The sequence below is a fragment of the Staphylococcus sp. FSL W8-0271 genome (assembly GCF_038006605.1).
GTDB lineage: Bacteria > Bacillota > Bacilli > Staphylococcales > Staphylococcaceae > Staphylococcus > Staphylococcus cohnii.
Genome location: NZ_JBBOVM010000001.1, coordinates 1,331,010 through 1,348,961 on the forward strand (window position 1 = coordinate 1,331,010; position 17,952 = coordinate 1,348,961).

15 protein-coding genes and 1 pseudogene are annotated in these 17,952 nt (G+C 31.9%); 11 read left to right on the forward strand and 5 right to left on the reverse strand.

Annotated elements, in window-relative coordinates:
* The first annotated feature begins 10 nt into the window (after window positions 1-10).
* The 5 genes from NST87_RS06620 (at window position 11) to NST87_RS06640 (ending at window position 4,936) form a co-directional block, all read left to right on the forward strand.
* Window positions 11-1,009, forward strand: coding sequence for a thiamine pyrophosphate-dependent dehydrogenase E1 component subunit alpha (locus NST87_RS06620; RefSeq protein ID WP_340721454.1), 999 nt, complete (start codon window positions 11-13; stop codon window positions 1,007-1,009).
* A complete protein-coding gene (locus tag NST87_RS06625; RefSeq protein WP_019468374.1) occupies window positions 1,002-1,985 on the forward strand; it encodes an alpha-ketoacid dehydrogenase subunit beta in 984 nt (327 codons plus the stop codon). Before NST87_RS06620 ends, NST87_RS06625 begins: the two co-directional genes overlap by 8 nt.
* A gap of 12 nt (window positions 1,986-1,997) precedes the next feature.
* Complete coding sequence (locus NST87_RS06630; protein ID WP_019468373.1) at window positions 1,998-3,278, forward strand: dihydrolipoamide acetyltransferase family protein; 1,281 nt, start codon at window positions 1,998-2,000, stop codon at window positions 3,276-3,278.
* Window positions 3,279-3,490: 212 nt separating this feature from the next.
* Window positions 3,491-3,928 carry a bacilliredoxin BrxB gene (gene brxB, locus NST87_RS06635; RefSeq protein ID WP_071560143.1) on the forward strand — a complete coding sequence of 146 codons (438 nt, stop codon included), beginning with the start codon at window positions 3,491-3,493 and terminating at the stop codon, window positions 3,926-3,928.
* A gap of 12 nt (window positions 3,929-3,940) precedes the next feature.
* The gene (locus NST87_RS06640) at window positions 3,941-4,936 is read left to right on the forward strand and encodes an aromatic acid exporter family protein (protein WP_019468371.1); all 996 of its coding nucleotides are present in this window, start codon (window positions 3,941-3,943) and stop codon (window positions 4,934-4,936) included.
* A gap of 415 nt (window positions 4,937-5,351) precedes the next feature.
* Here NST87_RS06640 and NST87_RS06645 read toward each other — a convergent pair.
* Window positions 5,352-5,441 (reverse strand): annotated as a pseudogene (locus NST87_RS06645) (hypothetical protein); the annotation flags it as partial.
* A 210-nt stretch (window positions 5,442-5,651) separates the two neighbouring features.
* On the opposite strand from NST87_RS06645, the gene NST87_RS06650 reads away from it, so the two are divergent.
* From NST87_RS06650 to NST87_RS06660, 3 genes are all read left to right on the forward strand, one after another.
* Window positions 5,652-6,791, forward strand: coding sequence for a M20/M25/M40 family metallo-hydrolase (locus NST87_RS06650; protein ID WP_019468370.1), 1,140 nt, complete (start codon window positions 5,652-5,654; stop codon window positions 6,789-6,791).
* Between the two features lie 68 nt (window positions 6,792-6,859).
* Window positions 6,860-8,269, forward strand: coding sequence for an NADP-dependent phosphogluconate dehydrogenase (gene gndA / locus NST87_RS06655; RefSeq protein WP_019468369.1), 1,410 nt, complete (start codon window positions 6,860-6,862; stop codon window positions 8,267-8,269).
* A gap of 446 nt (window positions 8,270-8,715) precedes the next feature.
* A complete protein-coding gene (locus NST87_RS06660) occupies window positions 8,716-10,365 on the forward strand; it encodes a glycoside hydrolase family 13 protein (RefSeq protein ID WP_040030039.1) in 1,650 nt (549 codons plus the stop codon).
* Between the two features lie 118 nt (window positions 10,366-10,483).
* On the opposite strand, the gene NST87_RS06665 is transcribed toward NST87_RS06660, so the two are convergent.
* Entirely contained in the window at window positions 10,484-11,353 is an 870-nt protein-coding gene (locus tag NST87_RS06665) for an AraC family transcriptional regulator (protein WP_340721456.1), read from the reverse strand.
* A gap of 284 nt (window positions 11,354-11,637) precedes the next feature.
* Window positions 11,638-13,122, reverse strand: coding sequence for a glucose-6-phosphate dehydrogenase (gene zwf / locus NST87_RS06670; protein WP_340721457.1), 1,485 nt, complete (start codon window positions 13,120-13,122; stop codon window positions 11,638-11,640).
* 148 nt (window positions 13,123-13,270) lie between these two features.
* Here zwf and rnz point away from each other — a divergent pair, with 148 nt between their 5' ends.
* Window positions 13,271-14,191, forward strand: a complete 921-nt coding sequence (rnz, locus tag NST87_RS06675) for a ribonuclease Z (RefSeq protein ID WP_019468365.1) — start codon at window positions 13,271-13,273, stop codon at window positions 14,189-14,191.
* Between the two features lie 95 nt (window positions 14,192-14,286).
* Here the strand turns inward: rnz and proC are convergent, their stop codons facing one another.
* Window positions 14,287-15,102, reverse strand: coding sequence for a pyrroline-5-carboxylate reductase (proC, locus tag NST87_RS06680; RefSeq protein ID WP_019468364.1), 816 nt, complete (start codon window positions 15,100-15,102; stop codon window positions 14,287-14,289).
* Window positions 15,103-15,247: 145 nt separating this feature from the next.
* Here proC and NST87_RS06685 point away from each other — a divergent pair, with 145 nt between their 5' ends.
* A complete protein-coding gene (locus NST87_RS06685; protein WP_019468363.1) occupies window positions 15,248-16,006 on the forward strand; it encodes an SDR family NAD(P)-dependent oxidoreductase in 759 nt (252 codons plus the stop codon).
* 203 nt (window positions 16,007-16,209) lie between these two features.
* Here the strand turns inward: NST87_RS06685 and NST87_RS06690 are convergent, their stop codons facing one another.
* Window positions 16,210-17,124 carry an aldo/keto reductase gene (locus NST87_RS06690; protein WP_019468362.1) on the reverse strand — a complete coding sequence of 305 codons (915 nt, stop codon included), beginning with the start codon at window positions 17,122-17,124 and terminating at the stop codon, window positions 16,210-16,212.
* Window positions 17,125-17,309: 185 nt separating this feature from the next.
* Between NST87_RS06690 and NST87_RS06695 the strand changes: the two genes are divergently transcribed.
* On the forward strand, window positions 17,310-17,852 hold the full coding sequence (locus NST87_RS06695) for an NUDIX hydrolase (RefSeq protein ID WP_019468361.1): 543 nt from the start codon (window positions 17,310-17,312) through the stop codon (window positions 17,850-17,852).
* The last annotated feature ends 100 nt before the right edge of the window (window positions 17,853-17,952 follow it).

Sequence of the window (17,952 nt, forward strand, 5' to 3'; positions counted from 1 at the left end):
AGGAAATAAGATGTTTGATTATAAATCAGTTGGACTCGAAGCGTTTGACTTACAAACCATGTATAAATGGATGGACTTAGGTCGTAAAATTGATGAGCGTATGTGGCTTTTAAACCGTGCTGGGAAAATCCCATTTGTCATAAGTTGTCAAGGGCAAGAGGCGACACAGATAGGTATGGCATATGCTATGCATGAGGGAGACATATCTTCACCTTATTATAGAGATTTAGCGTTTGTAACTTATATGGGCATGACAGCATTAGACTCAATGTTAGCTGCATTCGGTAAACGTGATGATATAAATTCCGGTGGAAAACAAATGCCTTCTCATTTTGGAAAAAGAGAAAAAGGTATATTATCTCAAAGTTCTCCTGTTGGAACACAAATATTACACGCTGTAGGTGCTGCATTAGCATTAAAAATGGATAATAAACCTAATATTGCTATGGCAACTGTGGGAGAAGGTAGTTCAAACCAAGGAGATTTTCATGAAGGTCTCAATTTTGCTGGTGTTCATAATCTTCCATTTATTTGTGTGATTGAAAACAACAAATATGCAATTTCAGTACCCGACACGCTACAATATGGTGCAGAAAAATTATCTGATCGTGCTATTGGTTATGGTATACATGGCGAGCATGTCGATGGTAATGATCCGATAGCAATGTATAAAGTAATGAAAGAAGCAAGAGAACGCGCATTGAATGGTGAGGGATCGACATTAATCGAAGCAATGTGTACAAGAATGACTGCACACTCATCAGATGATGATGACAAGTATCGTACACAAGAAGAACGTGATGGGTTAAAATCATTAGATTGCAACCTAAAATTCAAAATTTTTTTATTAGAAGAAGGTATCATTGATGAACAATGGTTAGATGAAATAGAAAAAGAACATAAAGAGATTGTAAATCAAGCAACAAAAGAAGCTGAAAAAGCACCTTATCCATCACCAGAAGAAACTTACACATATGTCTACGAAGAAGGGAGCTTAAATAATGGCTAAATTATCTTATTTAGAAGCAATTCATCAAGGCCTAGACCAAGCAATGGAAAAAGACAATGACGTTTTTGTATTGGGTGAGGATGTAGGAAAAAAAGGTGGCGTGTTTGGAGTCACGTTAGGTTTACAGCAAAAATATGGAGAAGCAAGAGTATTAGATACACCACTTGCTGAATCGAATATTGTAGGTACTAGTATTGGTGCTGCTATGTTAGGTAAACGACCAGTTGCAGAAATTCAATTTGCTGAATATATTTTACCTGCAACGAACCAAATTATGAGTGAAGCAGCAAAAATGAGATACCGTTCTAATAATGATTGGCATTGTCCTATTACTATTCGCTCTCCATTTGGTGGAGGTATACATGGCGCACTTTATCATTCACAAAGTGTTGAATCCATTTTCGCTTCTACGCCGGGTCTCACAATAGTTATTCCTTCCACACCATATGATGCTAAAGGTCTATTACTTTCATCAATAGAATCCAATGATCCCGTATTGTATTTTGAACATAAAAAAGCGTATCGTTTACTTAAAGAAGAAGTACCTGAATCGTATTATACCGTCCCAATTGGTAAAGCAGATGTTAAGCGTGAAGGCGATGATATAACTGTATTTACTTATGGTCTTTGTGTCAATTACTGTATTCAAGCAGCTGATATGCTTGCTGAAGATGATATAAATGTTGAAGTGGTTGATTTACGCACAGTCTATCCTTTAGATAAAGAAACAATTATTGAGAGAGCTAAATTAACAGGTAAGGTTTTATTGGTCACTGAAGATAACCTAGAAGGTAGTATCATATCTGAAGTTGCTGCAATTATTGCTGAAAATTGTCTGTTTGATTTAGATGCACCGATAATGAGACTTGCTGGACCAGATGTTCCTTCAATGCCATTTGCACCAACACTCGAAGATGAGTTTATGATTAATCCAGATAAGATAAAAATTAAAATGCGTGAACTCGCAGAATTTTAAGGAGGCACAATGATGGAAATAAAAATGCCTAAACTCGGAGAAAGCGTGCATGAGGGCACAATAGAACAATGGCTCGTTTCAGTAGGCGATAAAGTAGAAGAGTATGACCCACTTTGTGAAGTTATTACGGATAAAGTAACTGCAGAAGTGCCTTCATCATATGCTGGTACAATCCGCGAAATTATTGTGGAGGAAGGTACAACAGTAGAAGTAGGCGAAGTGATTTGTTATTTAGATACTGAGGAAGAACTGTCTAATGAAAATACCGATAACAATACTACAAACGAACAAGATGAATATACATCAGAAGCAACACAAACTATGGCTGATTCCTCTGATGTAAATGATAGCACGATTGACTCATCAGATAATCTTCCGAAAAATAACGGACGCTTTTCACCGGTAGTATTCAAACTTGCGTCTGAGCATCAAATTGACCTTTCACAAGTCAAAGGGACTGGCTTTGAAGGTAGAGTAACCAAAAAAGATATAGAGAAAGTAATCAAAGAAGGTACTAATAAACTAGGCTCAGAAATCATCGCTCCTAAAGACTCTCCGAAAGTCAATAAGCAAGTTCAATATAACGAACCATCTCCCGGCTCTGCGATCCCAGTAAATGGTGTTCGCAAACAAATAGCTGAAAATATGGTGAACAGTGTTAATGAAATCCCACATGCTTGGATGATGGTAGAGGCAGATGCTACAAACTTAGTTAAAACAAGAAATTATCATAAAAATAGTTTCAAAGAAAATGAAGGTTATAACCTCACTTATTTTGCGTTCTTTGTAAAGGCAGTTGCAGAAGGATTAAAAGCATATCCTTTACTCAATAGTAGTTGGCAAAATTCTGAAATAGTTATGCATAAAGATGTCAATATTTCAATTGCAGTAGCTGATGAAGAAAAATTATATGTTCCTGTAATCAAAAATGCAGATGAAAAATCCTTAAAAGGCATTGCTAGAGAAATAAACGATTTAGCGCAAAAAGCACGTAATAAAAAATTAAGATCTGAAGATATGCAAGGTGGTACTTTTACGGTCAATAATACTGGTACATTTGGCTCAGTATCATCTATGGGTATTATCAATCACCCAGAAGCCGCTATACTGCAAATTGAATCCATCATCAAAAAACCCGTTGTTATTGATGATATGATAGCTATTAGACACATGATTAATCTATGTATTTCTATTGACCATCGTATATTAGATGGTTTGCAAGCAGGTAGATTTATGAATTTCGTTAAGACAAGAATTGAGCAATACTCTATAGAAAATACAAGTATTTATTAGTTTTTATTGTATAAACAAGTGCTAATTTATATGAAAATGGTAAGTTAGAAATCAATTTTGCTTATTTTGATTTCTAACTTATTTTTTAATGATTATTGTTCAAGTATTACACGATTAGTAAACTTACTTTCTCATTAAACACACATGTTGAACTATTGTCTATATATTAGTAAAATGAAATTAATAAATTGATAATGAAAGGTGATTTGAATATGGATTTAAATTTTGATTTATATATGAATGATGTAGTAAGCCAAGCAAGAAATGAAATCGAGGAAGCGGGTTATGAACAATTAACAACAGCAGATGAAGTTGATAAAGTGTTCAGTCAAGAAGGTACATCACTTGTTATGGTTAATTCAGTTTGTGGTTGTGCAGGTGGAATTGCTAGACCAGCAGCTACGCATGCTTTACATTATGATAAATTACCAGACAGACTAGTAACAGTGTTTGCTGGACAAGACAAAGAAGCTACACAACAAGCAAGAGATTATTTTAAAGGATACGCACCGTCAAGCCCATCATTTGCATTAATAAAGAATGGTGAAATCACACAAATGATAGAACGTCATCAAATCGAAGGCCATGATGTGATGGACGTTATTAATCAATTACAAAATTTATTTGATACTTATTGTGTTGAAAGATAGAGGTTGACACCGATGATGCGATTAAATCCATATCGAATCGGATTTAGAACAATTAAAACTGCTGTAGGTATGGCACTAGGAATTATCATTGCTAAATTAATGGGATTAGATAATTTTGCTTCTAGTGCCATTTTAGTAGTGCTTTGTATTAAACATACCAAAGTGCATTCACTTCAAGCAATTATATCTAGATTTGTATCTTGTATATTAATCCTTATAATAGGGTCAATAGCTTTCAGTTACTTCGGTCAAAATGCTATTATTTTAGGTCTAATCGTCTTATTTTTTATACCGCTCACTGTTGTATTTAAAGTACAGGAAGGCGTAGTTACAAGTTGTGTCATTTTGTTGCATGTATTTAATGCTGAAGTGATTGACATGCATTTGTTTATCAATGAAATTTTATTATTAATTGTGGGCCTTGGTATTGCATTTATAATGAATCTAATCATGCCTAGCCTAGACTTTAAACTTAAACAATATAAAGAAGAAATAGAAAATCAATTTACAACAATTTTTGAAACGTTTAGTAATACTTGTAAAGAACCTAATGCTTCATTAAGTATTTCATTCAACCAATTACAACTTACGATTCAAAAGGCAAAATCAATTGCATTTAGGGATGTTAAAAATCATTTTGTACGTAATGAAAATTCTTACTATCATTATTTTGATATGAGAGAAGAGCAATTAGAACTACTTGAAAGAATGTCTAAAATGATACAAAACATTGAAACGAAAGATACGCTGTTAACTAAAATCAGCAGTTTATTTTTGGAAGTGGCTCATAACGTAAATAGTAATGACTATACGGTGTTACGATTGCATTCTCTGTATGAAATTAAAATAGAGTTAGAACAATTAGAGTTACCAAATACACATGCTTCATTTAGAACTAGAGCTAGTATTAAACAACTACTCAATGAATTAGAAGAATATTTAGAAGTTAAATCACAATTTGGATCCTTAAAATTACATAAAGATACAAAATCAACAATTTTTTCATAGAAAGCATCAATAATAATCACCTTGGCCTAGGTAAGAAAATGACATCTATTTTCTTTATACCTAGGCCATAATTTTTCTTGATTGTAAATTTCTTTTGTTTTTGGTTCCGAAGGCTTTTGATTGATTGGGACTTTGAAATATTTTTAGTTATAATTTCTCCTTATTTTTTTCATAGTAATATATTGTGAAAATACATATAAATGCGACGTATTTTAGCGAGACGCTTGAGTGAAGTTGAAAACTACAGGATAAAGCTGTCGCTTAAGAAAGGGAGCCAACAATACGAAACATTGAATAAAAAAATAGCACTCAGATGAATTGAATTAAATCACCTAAGTGCTATTTTAAACGGATTTATGACCAAATCCGATAGACAAAAATTTTTTAAAGTTAAGATAAAATTAAGTTTATAATTTTAACTCGTTAAAGGAACTATACTTGTCAAGATTAGTGCAAGTACTACTGCTACCAACATAACTACAATTATAAATCTAAGCACTTTATTGTTATTCAATCTTTATTCCTCCATAATATACCCAATGCATCTTATTAATTATTATTGTACTTTGAAGCATCCACAATAATTTTAAATATCATTATTTTAACAATGTATATTATAACATAACAAGTCTAATACGTATAAACATATTTGTTTTACTAAACTTTAAACTTATGTAAACTAAAATAAATTGTGATTATAGAAAAGGGGATAAATATGATAAATGAAGAACGTCTATTAGAGACATTTTTAACACTCGTTCAAATTGATTCAGAAAGTGGAAATGAACAAACTATACAAAACCATTTAAAAAAATTGATGGAACAACAAAATATAAATATCAGTGAAGACAATGCAAGTATTCAAAATGAAGCATTAGGTGCTAATAATTTAATATGCACATTAAAGGCTACTCCAAATTTTGAACATCTTGAGAAAATATATTTTACAAGTCACATGGATACGGTTGTACCAGGTCAAAATATTGTACCGACTGTAAAAGAAGATGGATACATATACTCAGATGGAACTACAATTTTAGGTGCAGATGATAAAGCAGGTTTAGCAGCTATTATAGAATTTATCCGTGTCATTAATGAACAAAATTTGCCCCATGGTCAAATACAATTTATTTTAACTGCGGGAGAAGAAATAGGTTTAGAAGGTGCGAAAACTATTGATAAAACTTTACTAGACGCAAATTATGGCTTTGCGATTGATGCAAGTGTTCCAGTCGGTACAACAGTAGTAGGTGCGCCAACTCAAATGAAATTAAATGCCACAATATTTGGAAAAACTGCACATGCCAGTACGCCTAATCATGGAATTAGCGCAATAAATGTAGCTGCAAAAGCAATTAGTGAAATGAACTTAGGTCGAATAGATGAATATACTACAGCTAATATCGGGCGCTTTGAAGGTGGATCAGCTACTAATATTGTGGCTGAAAAAGTAACATTAAATGCAGAAGCACGTTCACATTCAGATGAAAGTATTATCAAACAAGTGAATCATATGAAATCTGTATTTGAAACAACTGCAAAAAAGTATCATTGTCATGCAGAAGTAGAAATCATCAAAAGTTATCCAGGATTTAAAATTTCTGATGATGCAACAGTTACTTCTATAGCAAAATCTAGCGCTTTATCTTTAGGTTTAGAGGCAAATACCGTCATTGCTGGTGGCGGATCTGATGGTAATATAATCAATCAACTTGGTATACCAACAGTCATTTTAGGTGTCGGTTATGAAAACATTCACACTACTGAAGAAAGAATTTCAATTAAATCTTTAAATCAGTTAGCTAACCAACTTTTAAGTATCAACGATGTGCTTATTAAACAATCTATAAACTGATTAAGTGAATATAAAGATACCTTTGTGATACAATGTACTAGAAAACTTTAATAAGAGAGGTTAGTTAAATGACACAACAAATAGGTGTAGTTGGTTTAGCCGTAATGGGTAAAAACCTTGCTTGGAATATTGAATCACGCGGATACAGTGTATCAGTTTTTAACCGTTCTTCAGAAAAAACAGATGAAATGGTAAAAGAATCTGAAGGAAAAAACATACATCCAACATATTCAATGGAAGAATTTGTAAATTCCTTAGAAAAACCCCGTAAAATTTTATTAATGGTAAAGGCTGGTACAGCAACAGACGCAACAATTGATACGCTATTACCATTATTAGATGATGATGATATTTTAATTGATGGTGGTAATACAAATTATCAAGATACAATCAGACGCAACAAAGCTTTAGCTGAAAGTGGTGTTAACTTTATTGGTATGGGTGTATCTGGCGGTGAAGTTGGTGCATTGACTGGGCCTTCACTTATGCCTGGTGGACAAGAAGCAGCTTTTAATAAAGTGAGTCATATATTAGAAGCAATATCAGCAAAAGCAAAAGACGGTGCACCATGTGTAGCTTATATTGGTCCAAATGGTGCGGGTCATTACGTTAAAATGGTTCATAATGGTATAGAATATGCTGACATGCAATTAATTGCAGAAAGTTATGCAATGATGAAAGACTTGCTAGGTATGTCGCATAAAGATATTGCTCAAACATTTAAAGATTGGAATGCTGGTGAATTATCAAGTTATTTAATAGAAATTACTGGTGATATTTTCAATAAATTAGATGATGAAACAAATGGTCCGTTAGTTGAACAAATATTAGATACAGCTGGCCAAAAAGGTACAGGCAAATGGACATCTATAAATGCTTTAGAATTAGGAATCCCTTTAACAATTATCACTGAGTCTGTATTTGCTCGTTTTATTTCTTCAATTAAAGAAGAACGTGTAAATGCTTCAAAACAATTAAATGGACCTAATGCCAAATTTGAAGGTGATAAGGAAGCATTCCTTGAAAAAATCCGTAAAGCACTGTACATGAGTAAAATTTGTTCTTATGCACAAGGTTTTGCTCAAATGAGAAAAGCTAGTGAAGACAATACATGGAACCTTCAACTTGGTGAGCTTGCTATGATTTGGCGTGAAGGTTGCATTATCCGTGCTCAATTTTTACAAAAAATTAAAGAAGCATATGATAATGATAGCGATCTACAAAACTTATTGTTAGATCCTTATTTCAAAGATATCGTTACGAATTATCAAGAAGCTTTACGTGACGTTGTTGCAACAGGCGTTCAAAACGGCGTTCCAACACCAGGTTTTTCAGCAAGTATTAACTACTATGATAGTTATCGTTCAGAAAATTTACCAGCTAACTTAATCCAAGCACAACGTGATTACTTTGGTGCACATACTTATGAACGTAAAGATCGTTCAGGTATTTTCCATACACAATGGATTGAAGAATAATTTAGATATTTTATAATAGTTAGTTTTTGAATAACTATCTCAGAAGACCTAAAATTGTCAGAGACATACACAATTCAGGCTTTAAAATATATTTATTAACATAAATAAATAATAACTTCAATTTATGGAGTGAAATTAAAACACTTTCGTTGAATTCGTAATAAAAAATGAATTTATACGGAAGTGTTTTTTTCGTTTTAAAAATAATAAATATATTCATTTGTAAGCGATTGCGCTAAAATTTTGACTTTTATACGTACATTAATTAATCTATTAATATATATGATTAAGTCTATTATATTTAATATTGTATTAAGCTATGACTGTTTAAACATTGGTACTATTTTTCATACTATATTTATATGGCACGCTAGTTCATAGTTAAATTTTCAGATATAAATATTGATAGGATTTAACAAATTTAATACCTTTATAGGGGGATTTATATGAAAAGGGAATGGTGGAAAGAAGCAATCGCTTATCAAGTTTATCCAAGAAGCTTTAATGATACTAATAGCGATGGTATCGGAGATTTAAAAGGTGTGATAGAAAAGTTAGATTACTTAAATGATTTAGGAATTGATGTTATTTGGCTTAGCCCAATGTATAAATCGCCAAATGATGATAATGGCTATGATATAAGCGACTATAAAGATATCATGAATGAGTTTGGAACCATGGAGGATTTTGATCAATTATTAAATGAAATACATCAAAGAGATATGAAGTTAATACTAGATTTAGTCGTTAATCATACATCAGACGAACATCCATGGTTTATAGAATCGAAATCCAGTAAAGATAATCCTAAACGCGACTGGTACATTTGGAAAGATCCGAAACCAGATGGATCGGAACCAAATAATTGGGAAAGTATATTTAATGGATCTACATGGGAATTTGATGAACAAACAGGTCAATATTATTTTCATTTATTCAGTAAAAAGCAACCAGATTTAAACTGGGAAAACCAAGAAGTTAGAAATGCTGTTTTTGAAATGATGAATTGGTGGTTTAATAAAGGTATAGATGGTTTTAGAGTAGATGCTATAACACATATTAAAAAAACATTTGAAGCTGGTGACTTAAAACTACCAGAAGGAAAAGATTATGCACCAGCTTTTGAAGTAGATATGAATCAGCCTGGCATACAAACTTGGTTACAAGAAATGAAAGATAAATCTTTAAGTCATTATGATATTATGACCGTAGGAGAGGCAAATGGTGTTAGTCCAGAAAACGCTGAACCTTGGGTAGGTGAGACAACTGGCAAATTCAATATGATTTTTCAGTTTGAACATTTAAGCTTGTGGAATTCAGGCGACGTTAAATTTGACGTCAAAGCCTATAAAAATGTACTCAATGAATGGCAAAAAAAACTTGAAAATGTTGGATGGAATGCATTGTTTATTGAAAATCATGACCAGCCAAGACGTGTGTCAACTTGGGGGGATGATACGCATTATTGGTTTGAATCTGCAACAAGTCATGCAGTCGTATATTTTTTACAGCAAGGTACACCATTTATCTATCAAGGTCAAGAAATTGGTATGACCAATTATCCTTTTGATGATATTGAAACCTTTAATGATGTTGCAGTGGTCAATGAATACAAAATTGTCAAACAACAAGGTGGCGATGTCTCAAAACTATTAGATAAACATAAAAAAGAAAATAGAGATAATTCTAGAACACCTATGCAGTGGAACAGTTCTAACTTTGCAGGATTTTCAGATGTAACGCCTTGGTTTCCTGTAAATCCAAACTACAAAAACATTAACGTTGCACATCAACAAAAAGATCCAGATTCAATATTAAATTTCTATAAAGCTTTAATAAAGTTAAAAAAATCTCATGATGTTTTTACATATGGTGAATTTAATTTGGTTGATTCAAAAAATAACCAAATATTTGCATATACACGAGAATTAAATGATCAATATGTACTAATTGTTGGTAATTTAACAAATAAAAAAGCTGAATTATCCTTTGATGCAAGTTTCCTGGAAGAAAACATATTACTACATAACTACAAAGATAGTACGATTGATTTTGAAAATATCCAACCATACGAAGCATTTGTAATTAAACTTTAGAATCTATTATCTAGTAATTAGGATAATGATTAACAAACAAAAATATAGCGAGTAAGCAACTTATATAAAAATATGTTTGCTTGCTCGCTATATATTATTTAAGTGTATTTTCATGTTTTTATTCTAATATGTCATATTGTTCTTGATCAACAGGCATCCATAATTGAACTTTAGTGAATGGATCATCGAATGAAATGTCAAATGGATAAACTTCAACGTACAAACTATTATGCTCATAGGGTAAAGTCATTTGAAGGCTGGTCTCTATATAATACCAAGCTTCATTGACTACATAATCCATCTCACCTTGTAAATTAAATTTAGCATATTGTCTTTCAGGTAAGAAACGACTTTCAAGGTGCGCAGGATATCTTTCACTCGGTACGCCTACAAAAATTTCCATTCCATTATCAAGCGGACAATTAACCACAAAGAGTTCATGTGGACTTGTATCATTATATCGTTGTAATTCTTTAATTTTATCGTCAATTAATAAATCCTCTAAAAAATCAGGCACTTTAAAAGGGTTATCAATTTCCTCTGAATTTAAGAACTTAGCAAAACCTACTAAAGACAAACCTTGTGTATCTTCCAAACGGTACGCATAAGGGGCCCGTTCTGTAGTAGTAAGTTTAATATAAAGCCTTGATTGCAATTTTAATTCGTCTCTTTTTGTATTGACTTGAATAGGAGAAACACCATGGAAATCACTAAAATCATTAGCAAAATCATTTGCGTCTTTATAGCTATACTTTTTTGCAACATCTACCAAGCGAGCTGAGCCACTTAAAATGTCTTGTGCTGCTAAAGTCAATCTTCTTGACCTTGCATATTCTGTTGGTGATTGACCTACAATCATTTTAAATGATTGGTCAATATGAAATGGTGAAAGACCAACGTAATCACTAAGTGCTTGCAAATATAGAGGCTCTAGCAAATGATCTTCAATATATACAATTGCCTGTTGGATTTGCTTGATAACGTCCAAAACTTTCACTCCTAAATGATAACGAAATACAAATGATTATGTACCTCGTCGCTACTTTTCTATACACAATGTTATGAATCATTGTTGATTAATTCTATTTTACATCATTTTCATGTGACTTACATCTCAAAAATATTAAATAGGGTAAAATGTAAACATCCTAAATTTGTATATGAATGATTTAATCAATAGTCTAAATCATAACACAAATAAGGTATAATAAAAAAGCAACAACACAAGCTCAAATTGAAACTTGTATCATTGCCTTATTTTTAAAAAATTATTTAATGAATATCGTCCCACCAGTGGAAACCATCTCTACTTAATAGTAAATCACTCGCTAATGGGCCGTTTGTTCCAGCCGTATAATTAGGGAATTCGGGTTCATTTTGGTTCCACTCTTCTTGTATTGCATCAACAAATTTCCAAGTTGATTTTAATTCTTCCCAATGCGTAAAGTTAGTTGCATCTCCATTTAAACAGTCAAATAATAAATTTTCATAAGCATCCACTGTGTTCATTTTATCTTGTGCACTCATTGCATATGATAGTTGAACTGGTTCAGTTTCAATGCCTTGTACATTCTTTTTAGCATTTAAGTGTAAAGAAACACCTTCATTTGGTTGGATATTAATAACTAATAGGTTGGAATCTAGTTTTTTATCTGTTTTATAGTATAGATTCATTGGAACTTCTTTAAATTCAACGACTACTTGTATCGTTTTACTCTTCATTCGTTTACCAGTTCTTATGTAGAACGGTACGCCAGCCCATCTAAAATTATCAATGGTTAGTTTACCAGAAACAAAAGTTGGCGTTGTGGAATCTTCTGCAACACGATCCTCATCTCTATATCTTTTAACTTGCTGTCCTTCTATGATACCTTCATCATATTGACCACGAACAAAGTTTTGACGAACTTCTTCAGGTTCTAATTTACGCAATGATTTTAAAGCCTTAACTTTTTCTGCTCTGATATCTTCACTATTTAAACTGATAGGTGCTTCCATTGCTAGCAAAGCAACCATTTGCAGCATATGGTTTTGAACCATATCTTTTAATGCACCACTAGATTCGTAGTAGCCACCTCTGTCTTCGACTCCAAGCACTTCCGATGAAGTAACTTGAATATTTGAAATATATTTGTTATTCCATAATGGTTCAAACATTGCATTAGCAAAACGAAGTACTTCAATATTTTGCACCATATCTTTACCAAGATAGTGGTCAATACGGTAAATTTCTTCTTCCTTAAATGAACGACGTAGTTGTTCATTTAATTTTTCAGCAGATTCTAAATCTGAACCAAATGGTTTTTCAATAACTAAACGTTTGAAACCACTTGTATCTGTTAATCCAGAAGATTTTAAATAATCAGATATAACACCAAAGAAATTCGGAGCCATAGCTAAATAAAAGAGTCTATTACCTTGTAATTGGAAATCGTGATCTAATTTATTGCTGAATTCTAATAGTGATTGATAACTTGCTTCATCACCTACATCGTGTTTGTGATAAAATACGTGTTCCATAAACTTATCTAGGTGTTTAGTATCTTTAACGTGTTCTTGAATTGACGACTTCACTTGACTACGGAAATCATCGTTTGTTAAGTCTCTTCTACCAATTCCAACAATTGCAATGTGCTCATTCAAATTTTCTTGTTGGTATAAATGGAATAATGATGGAAATAATTTTCTGTGACTAAGATCACCAGTTGCTCCAAAAATTGTAATTAAGCATGGGATATCTTTATTTCTAGTATTCAAGATCAAAACCTCAATTCTTTATTAAATCTGTATTTATTATAGACCAATACACCAGTATCTTCCCACAATTTTGCTTGTGATATCATATTTTATTATATTTTTATTACTTTTATATGATAAAATATGAACAAGAAGAGGAGGCATATGCATGGAAATTACGTTTTTTGGGACAAGTGCTGGTCTGCCAACTAAAGAAAGAAATACCCAAGCGATTGCATTAAATTTGGAACCATACTCCAATAGCATTTGGCTTTTTGATGTTGGTGAAGGCACACAGCATCAAATATTACACCATTCAATCAAATTAGGAAAAGTAGATCACATTTTTATTACGCATATGCATGGTGATCATATATTTGGTTTACCTGGGTTACTCACAAGCCGATCTTTTCAAGGGGGCGAAGATAAGCCTCTTACTATTATTGGCCCAAAAGGTATTAAGTCATATATAGAAACTACTTTAACTTTATCAGAATCAAAATTAAATTATCCAATCACTTATATTGAAATAGAGGAACAACTTTCTTATCATCATAATGGATTTAATGTTGAAGCACATATGCTAAATCATGGTATTCCTTCTTTTGGATATAGGGTAGAAGCGCCATATAAATCTGGTAAAATCAATGTTGAAGCGCTCAGAAACATTGGGTTAGAACCAGGACCTAAATATCAAGATGTAAAAAACAATGAAACATTCGAATACAAAGGTGAGATTTATAACTCTAAAGATTTTAAAGATGATGCAATTAAAGGTCCAGTCGTAGCAATTTTTGGAGATACTATGCCTTGTAAAAATGAAATGATAATTGCACGTGATGCAAATATCATGGTACATGAAAGTACATATATAGAAGGAGATAAATCATTAGCTAATAGCTATCACCATAGCCATATTGATGACGTTTTTGAATTGATGAGAGAAGCAAATGTTGACTATAGTTTAATAACACATATCAGCAATCGTTATACTAAAGAAGAGGTGTGCGATATTAGTAAATCGCTTAAAGCTTTGAGTAATACGCCACCATTTAGTTTTGTCAGTGATTTTGATTCTTGGCAATTTTAAAAAATGAAAAGCGGGACAGTTTTCTAAAAATTGTAGTATTTTACAATTTAGATGACTGTCCCACTTTTTTATAACAATTTTAGGTTTTTTAAATTTTAATCATTATCTTGGTTAGATAATTCAATACTTCTATTTACTGCAGAGCGTAAACAATCTTCGAAAATTGCTTCTATATCATGCTCTGCAAGTGCATTAAGGCCTGCCTGTGTTGTACCGCCTTTAGAAGTAATATTTTTTCTTAACTGTTCCATACTCAATTCTGAACGTTCTATCATTTTACTCGTCCCTATGATTAAATTCCGAATTGATTCTTCTACCTGTGATTTTTCCAAACCTAAACGTGTGCCTGCTGTGACATATTGTTCAAAGACATGGTATAAAAAAGCTGGACCGCTTCCAGTAATTGCTGTAACTTGATGCAAATTATCTTCTGAAACTTCTATCGCAGATCCAAATGCATTTATTAAATTATCAACTTCTTCTTTTGACTTAGCGCCAAAATTATTGGAAAAGCTAATACCAGTAACTGAATGTCCAACATGAGCATTTGTGTTTGGCATGATACGCGCAATTGGGTTGTTAGAAGCCAATTTTTCACGAATATAGTTTATCGGTAAACCAGCCATAATAGAAATGAATTTATTCTTTTCTGCAATATATGGCTTAATACGCTCTGCTAAATCATCAAAATCATAAGGTTTCGTTCCTAAGAATACATAATCTGCATCTTTTAACAATGCTGCATCATCATAGCTATAATTAACACCTAACTCGTCAGCATATTCTTTTAATGCAACTTCATTTGAACGATTCGTTAAATAAATATTATTAGAATCAATCACTTTAGAACTAACAATACCTGTAAAAATTGCATGCGCCATATTTCCGGCACCATAAAATACTAGTTTCATGTGAAGACTTCACTTCCTCTTTGTTTTTTATGTTTCCATACTAACATAGATTTAAATGATGGCTAAGAATTTTTAAAGACCTGTGGCAAAATATCGTTTACACTCATATACTTGAACTATGAATTTAAAGCAAGGAGAATTTACTATGATAGGTAAACATTTTGTATTAACTGGTGGTACAAGTGGATTAGGTAAAGCCATATTAAAAGCATTATTATCTAAAAGAGCATATGTTACAGTACTTGCCCGAAATCCGGATAAATTAAAACAATTCGCAACACAATATGATGCGGAACATCTAAATATCATTAAATGCGATTTACAATCACAACAAGAAATCATTGATTTAAAAGAATACTTTCAACACCATACTATTGATGGACTTATATACAGTTCTGGCCTTGGGTATTTTAAATCTATTGAAGACCATACATTTGTAGAAATGCTTGAAACATATAAATTAAATGTGCTTCATTTCAATATATTAATGAAAGTTCTACAACCGGCATTCTCAAAAACTCCAATAATAGTAGGTATAGGTAGCCAAGCTGCCTTTATAAGTCAAGGTTATGCTGCACATTATGGTGCAAGTAAAGCAGCTTTTAACCAATTATTAAATGCACTGCGTATTGAGAAACCAAATTATCATATTATGACTGTTAATACTGGGCCAATAGCGACACCATTTCATGAAAAAGCAGATCCATCTATGAAATTTGCCAAAAAATACAGTGACATGATGCTTGACCCTGAAAAATTAGCAAACCAAATTATCAATGGTATAATTGAGAAAAAATTAGAAATTAATCAACCTAGATGGATGCATCATTTATTAAAAATTTATCAATTGATGCCACGGTTTATAGAAAAAAACTTCACTTCATTATTTAAGAACAAAGGTTAGCATTTATTCAAAGTTGGGTAATAATCATTTTGACTATAGCATTAAAATAGAAGATAACAATGTCATGGGTTATGAAGCTTTTTAAACAAAAAACGTCAATTTCTATAAAATCATAAGAGAAATTGACGTTTTTGCTTTGATTGAAGTTATTTATATTGTCATCTTTGCTCAGACATACATGTTTTAGGACAACGAAAAGAGATTTATTTTAAATGTTGGGTATATTCTAAATTTTTCACTCGATCTTGCGCTGCTTTTAATGCTTCTAAACTTATGTCTTTTGAATGTTGATAATTTTTTACATTTTCATCTAGTTGATCCGTACTACTTGCACCTACAATGATAGAACCTAATGCATCATGAGAAGTTAAATAATTAAAAGTAAGTGCAGATAAATTACTTTCAATTTCTTTAATTGATGCAATTGTTTCTCCAAGTTCTTGATAACTATAATCAAAAATACCATCACTAAATTTTGAATCTAACGTATTATTACTTTTAGCAGTTAATAATCCTTTAAATACTGGACCACGTGCTAGTACTTTAACTTTTTTAGCATGCACATCATCTAAAAGTTGTTCTGGTCTGTTATCAATTAAGTTAAATTGAGACATTAGCGTTTCGATATCGCTATGTTTTAAATAGTAATCAATCACGTTAGGTCTGATTGAAGAAATACCATAAGCACGGATAATGCCTTCTTTCTTTAATTCATCGAAAGCACTAATTGTTTCATCAATTGGATCATCAATCGTACCACCATGTAACTGGTATAAATCTAAATGATCTAACCCAAGTCTTTTCAATGAGCCTTTCACTGCTTCTTTAATATAAGATTTAGAAGGATCCCATGTTGTAGAACCATCTTCCGTTAAACGATTTCCTACTTTTGTACCAATGATAATATCATCTCTATTTTGGTATTTCTTTAAAGTCTCACCAACAATTGTCTCGTTTACACCTTTATCGTACATATCAGCTGTATCAAAATAAGTGATACCATGTTCAATTGCACGTTCTATGATAGGCTCTGCTTGCTTTTTATTTGTCCCGAGACTCATACAACCTAAACCTAACTCTGAAATTTCTATACCGCTTTTCAAAACATTTTTTTGCATGTTTTATCTCCTTTCGATACACTTGAATAATGGGGTGTAGACGTAATAAAGTAAGTTGGATATTCAATATTAACTATCTATACATAGCAAAAATGAAACATGTATATGTTCCTCGCTATTCCCATAATAACTAATGAGTACATCTTAACAATATCTTAAACCAATTAAAAGGACTGTGATTATTTATGAACCTATTTGAAAAGACTTTACATAGTACTTCTATTTATAAAGGGGCAATCATTGATTTAGAAGTCCACGATGTTGAACTACCCGATGGACAAACTTCTAAACGTGAATTGATATACCATAATGGTGCTGTCGCTGTTTGTCCAATTACACCTGAAAATAAAGTGATATTAGTGAAACAATTTCGTAAGGCTTGTGAAAAACCACTTTTAGAAATACCCGCAGGCAAATTGGAACAAGGAGAAGAACGAATTTCAGCTGCCAAACGTGAACTTGAAGAAGAAACAGGTTATATTGCTGATGAATTAGAACATATTACGGAAATGTATGGTTCTCCAGGTTTCTCAAATGAAAAAATATCAATTTATATAGCTGAAAATTTAACAAAAGGTAAAATGCAATTAGATGAAGATGAATTTTTAGAATTAGCATATTATGATATGAATGAAATTAAAACATTATTAGACAATAAAGAATTAGAAGACGCAAAAACTATAATTGCTTTACAACATTTATTACTTAATTATAATCATTATAAATAAGATACGAGAATACTTGCGAATTTTATCAATTATTGGTATTTTATATATATATATCATAACTAAATTAAAATGATTATAATTATTAGTAGGGGAGTGAGGC

Bases quoted from the DNA above. Each gene is read 5' to 3' on its own strand.
- NST87_RS06620 (WP_340721454.1), top strand. From the start codon at position 11: ATGTTTGATTATAAATCAGTTGGACTCGAAGCGTTTGACTTACAAACC.
- NST87_RS06625 (WP_019468374.1), top strand. From the start codon at position 1,002: ATGGCTAAATTATCTTATTTAGAAGCAATTCATCAAGGCCTAGACCAA.
- NST87_RS06630 (WP_019468373.1), top strand. From the start codon at position 1,998: ATGGAAATAAAAATGCCTAAACTCGGAGAAAGCGTGCATGAGGGCACA.
- brxB (WP_071560143.1), top strand. From the start codon at position 3,491: ATGGATTTAAATTTTGATTTATATATGAATGATGTAGTAAGCCAAGCA.
- NST87_RS06640 (WP_019468371.1), top strand. From the start codon at position 3,941: ATGATGCGATTAAATCCATATCGAATCGGATTTAGAACAATTAAAACT.
- NST87_RS06650 (WP_019468370.1), top strand. From the start codon at position 5,652: ATGATAAATGAAGAACGTCTATTAGAGACATTTTTAACACTCGTTCAA.
- gndA (WP_019468369.1), top strand. From the start codon at position 6,860: ATGACACAACAAATAGGTGTAGTTGGTTTAGCCGTAATGGGTAAAAAC.
- NST87_RS06660 (WP_040030039.1), top strand. From the start codon at position 8,716: ATGAAAAGGGAATGGTGGAAAGAAGCAATCGCTTATCAAGTTTATCCA.
- rnz (WP_019468365.1), top strand. From the start codon at position 13,271: ATGGAAATTACGTTTTTTGGGACAAGTGCTGGTCTGCCAACTAAAGAA.
- proC (WP_019468364.1), bottom strand. From the start codon at position 15,102: ATGAAACTAGTATTTTATGGTGCCGGAAATATGGCGCATGCAATTTTT.
- NST87_RS06685 (WP_019468363.1), top strand. From the start codon at position 15,248: ATGATAGGTAAACATTTTGTATTAACTGGTGGTACAAGTGGATTAGGT.
- NST87_RS06690 (WP_019468362.1), bottom strand. From the start codon at position 17,124: ATGCAAAAAAATGTTTTGAAAAGCGGTATAGAAATTTCAGAGTTAGGT.
- NST87_RS06695 (WP_019468361.1), top strand. From the start codon at position 17,310: ATGAACCTATTTGAAAAGACTTTACATAGTACTTCTATTTATAAAGGG.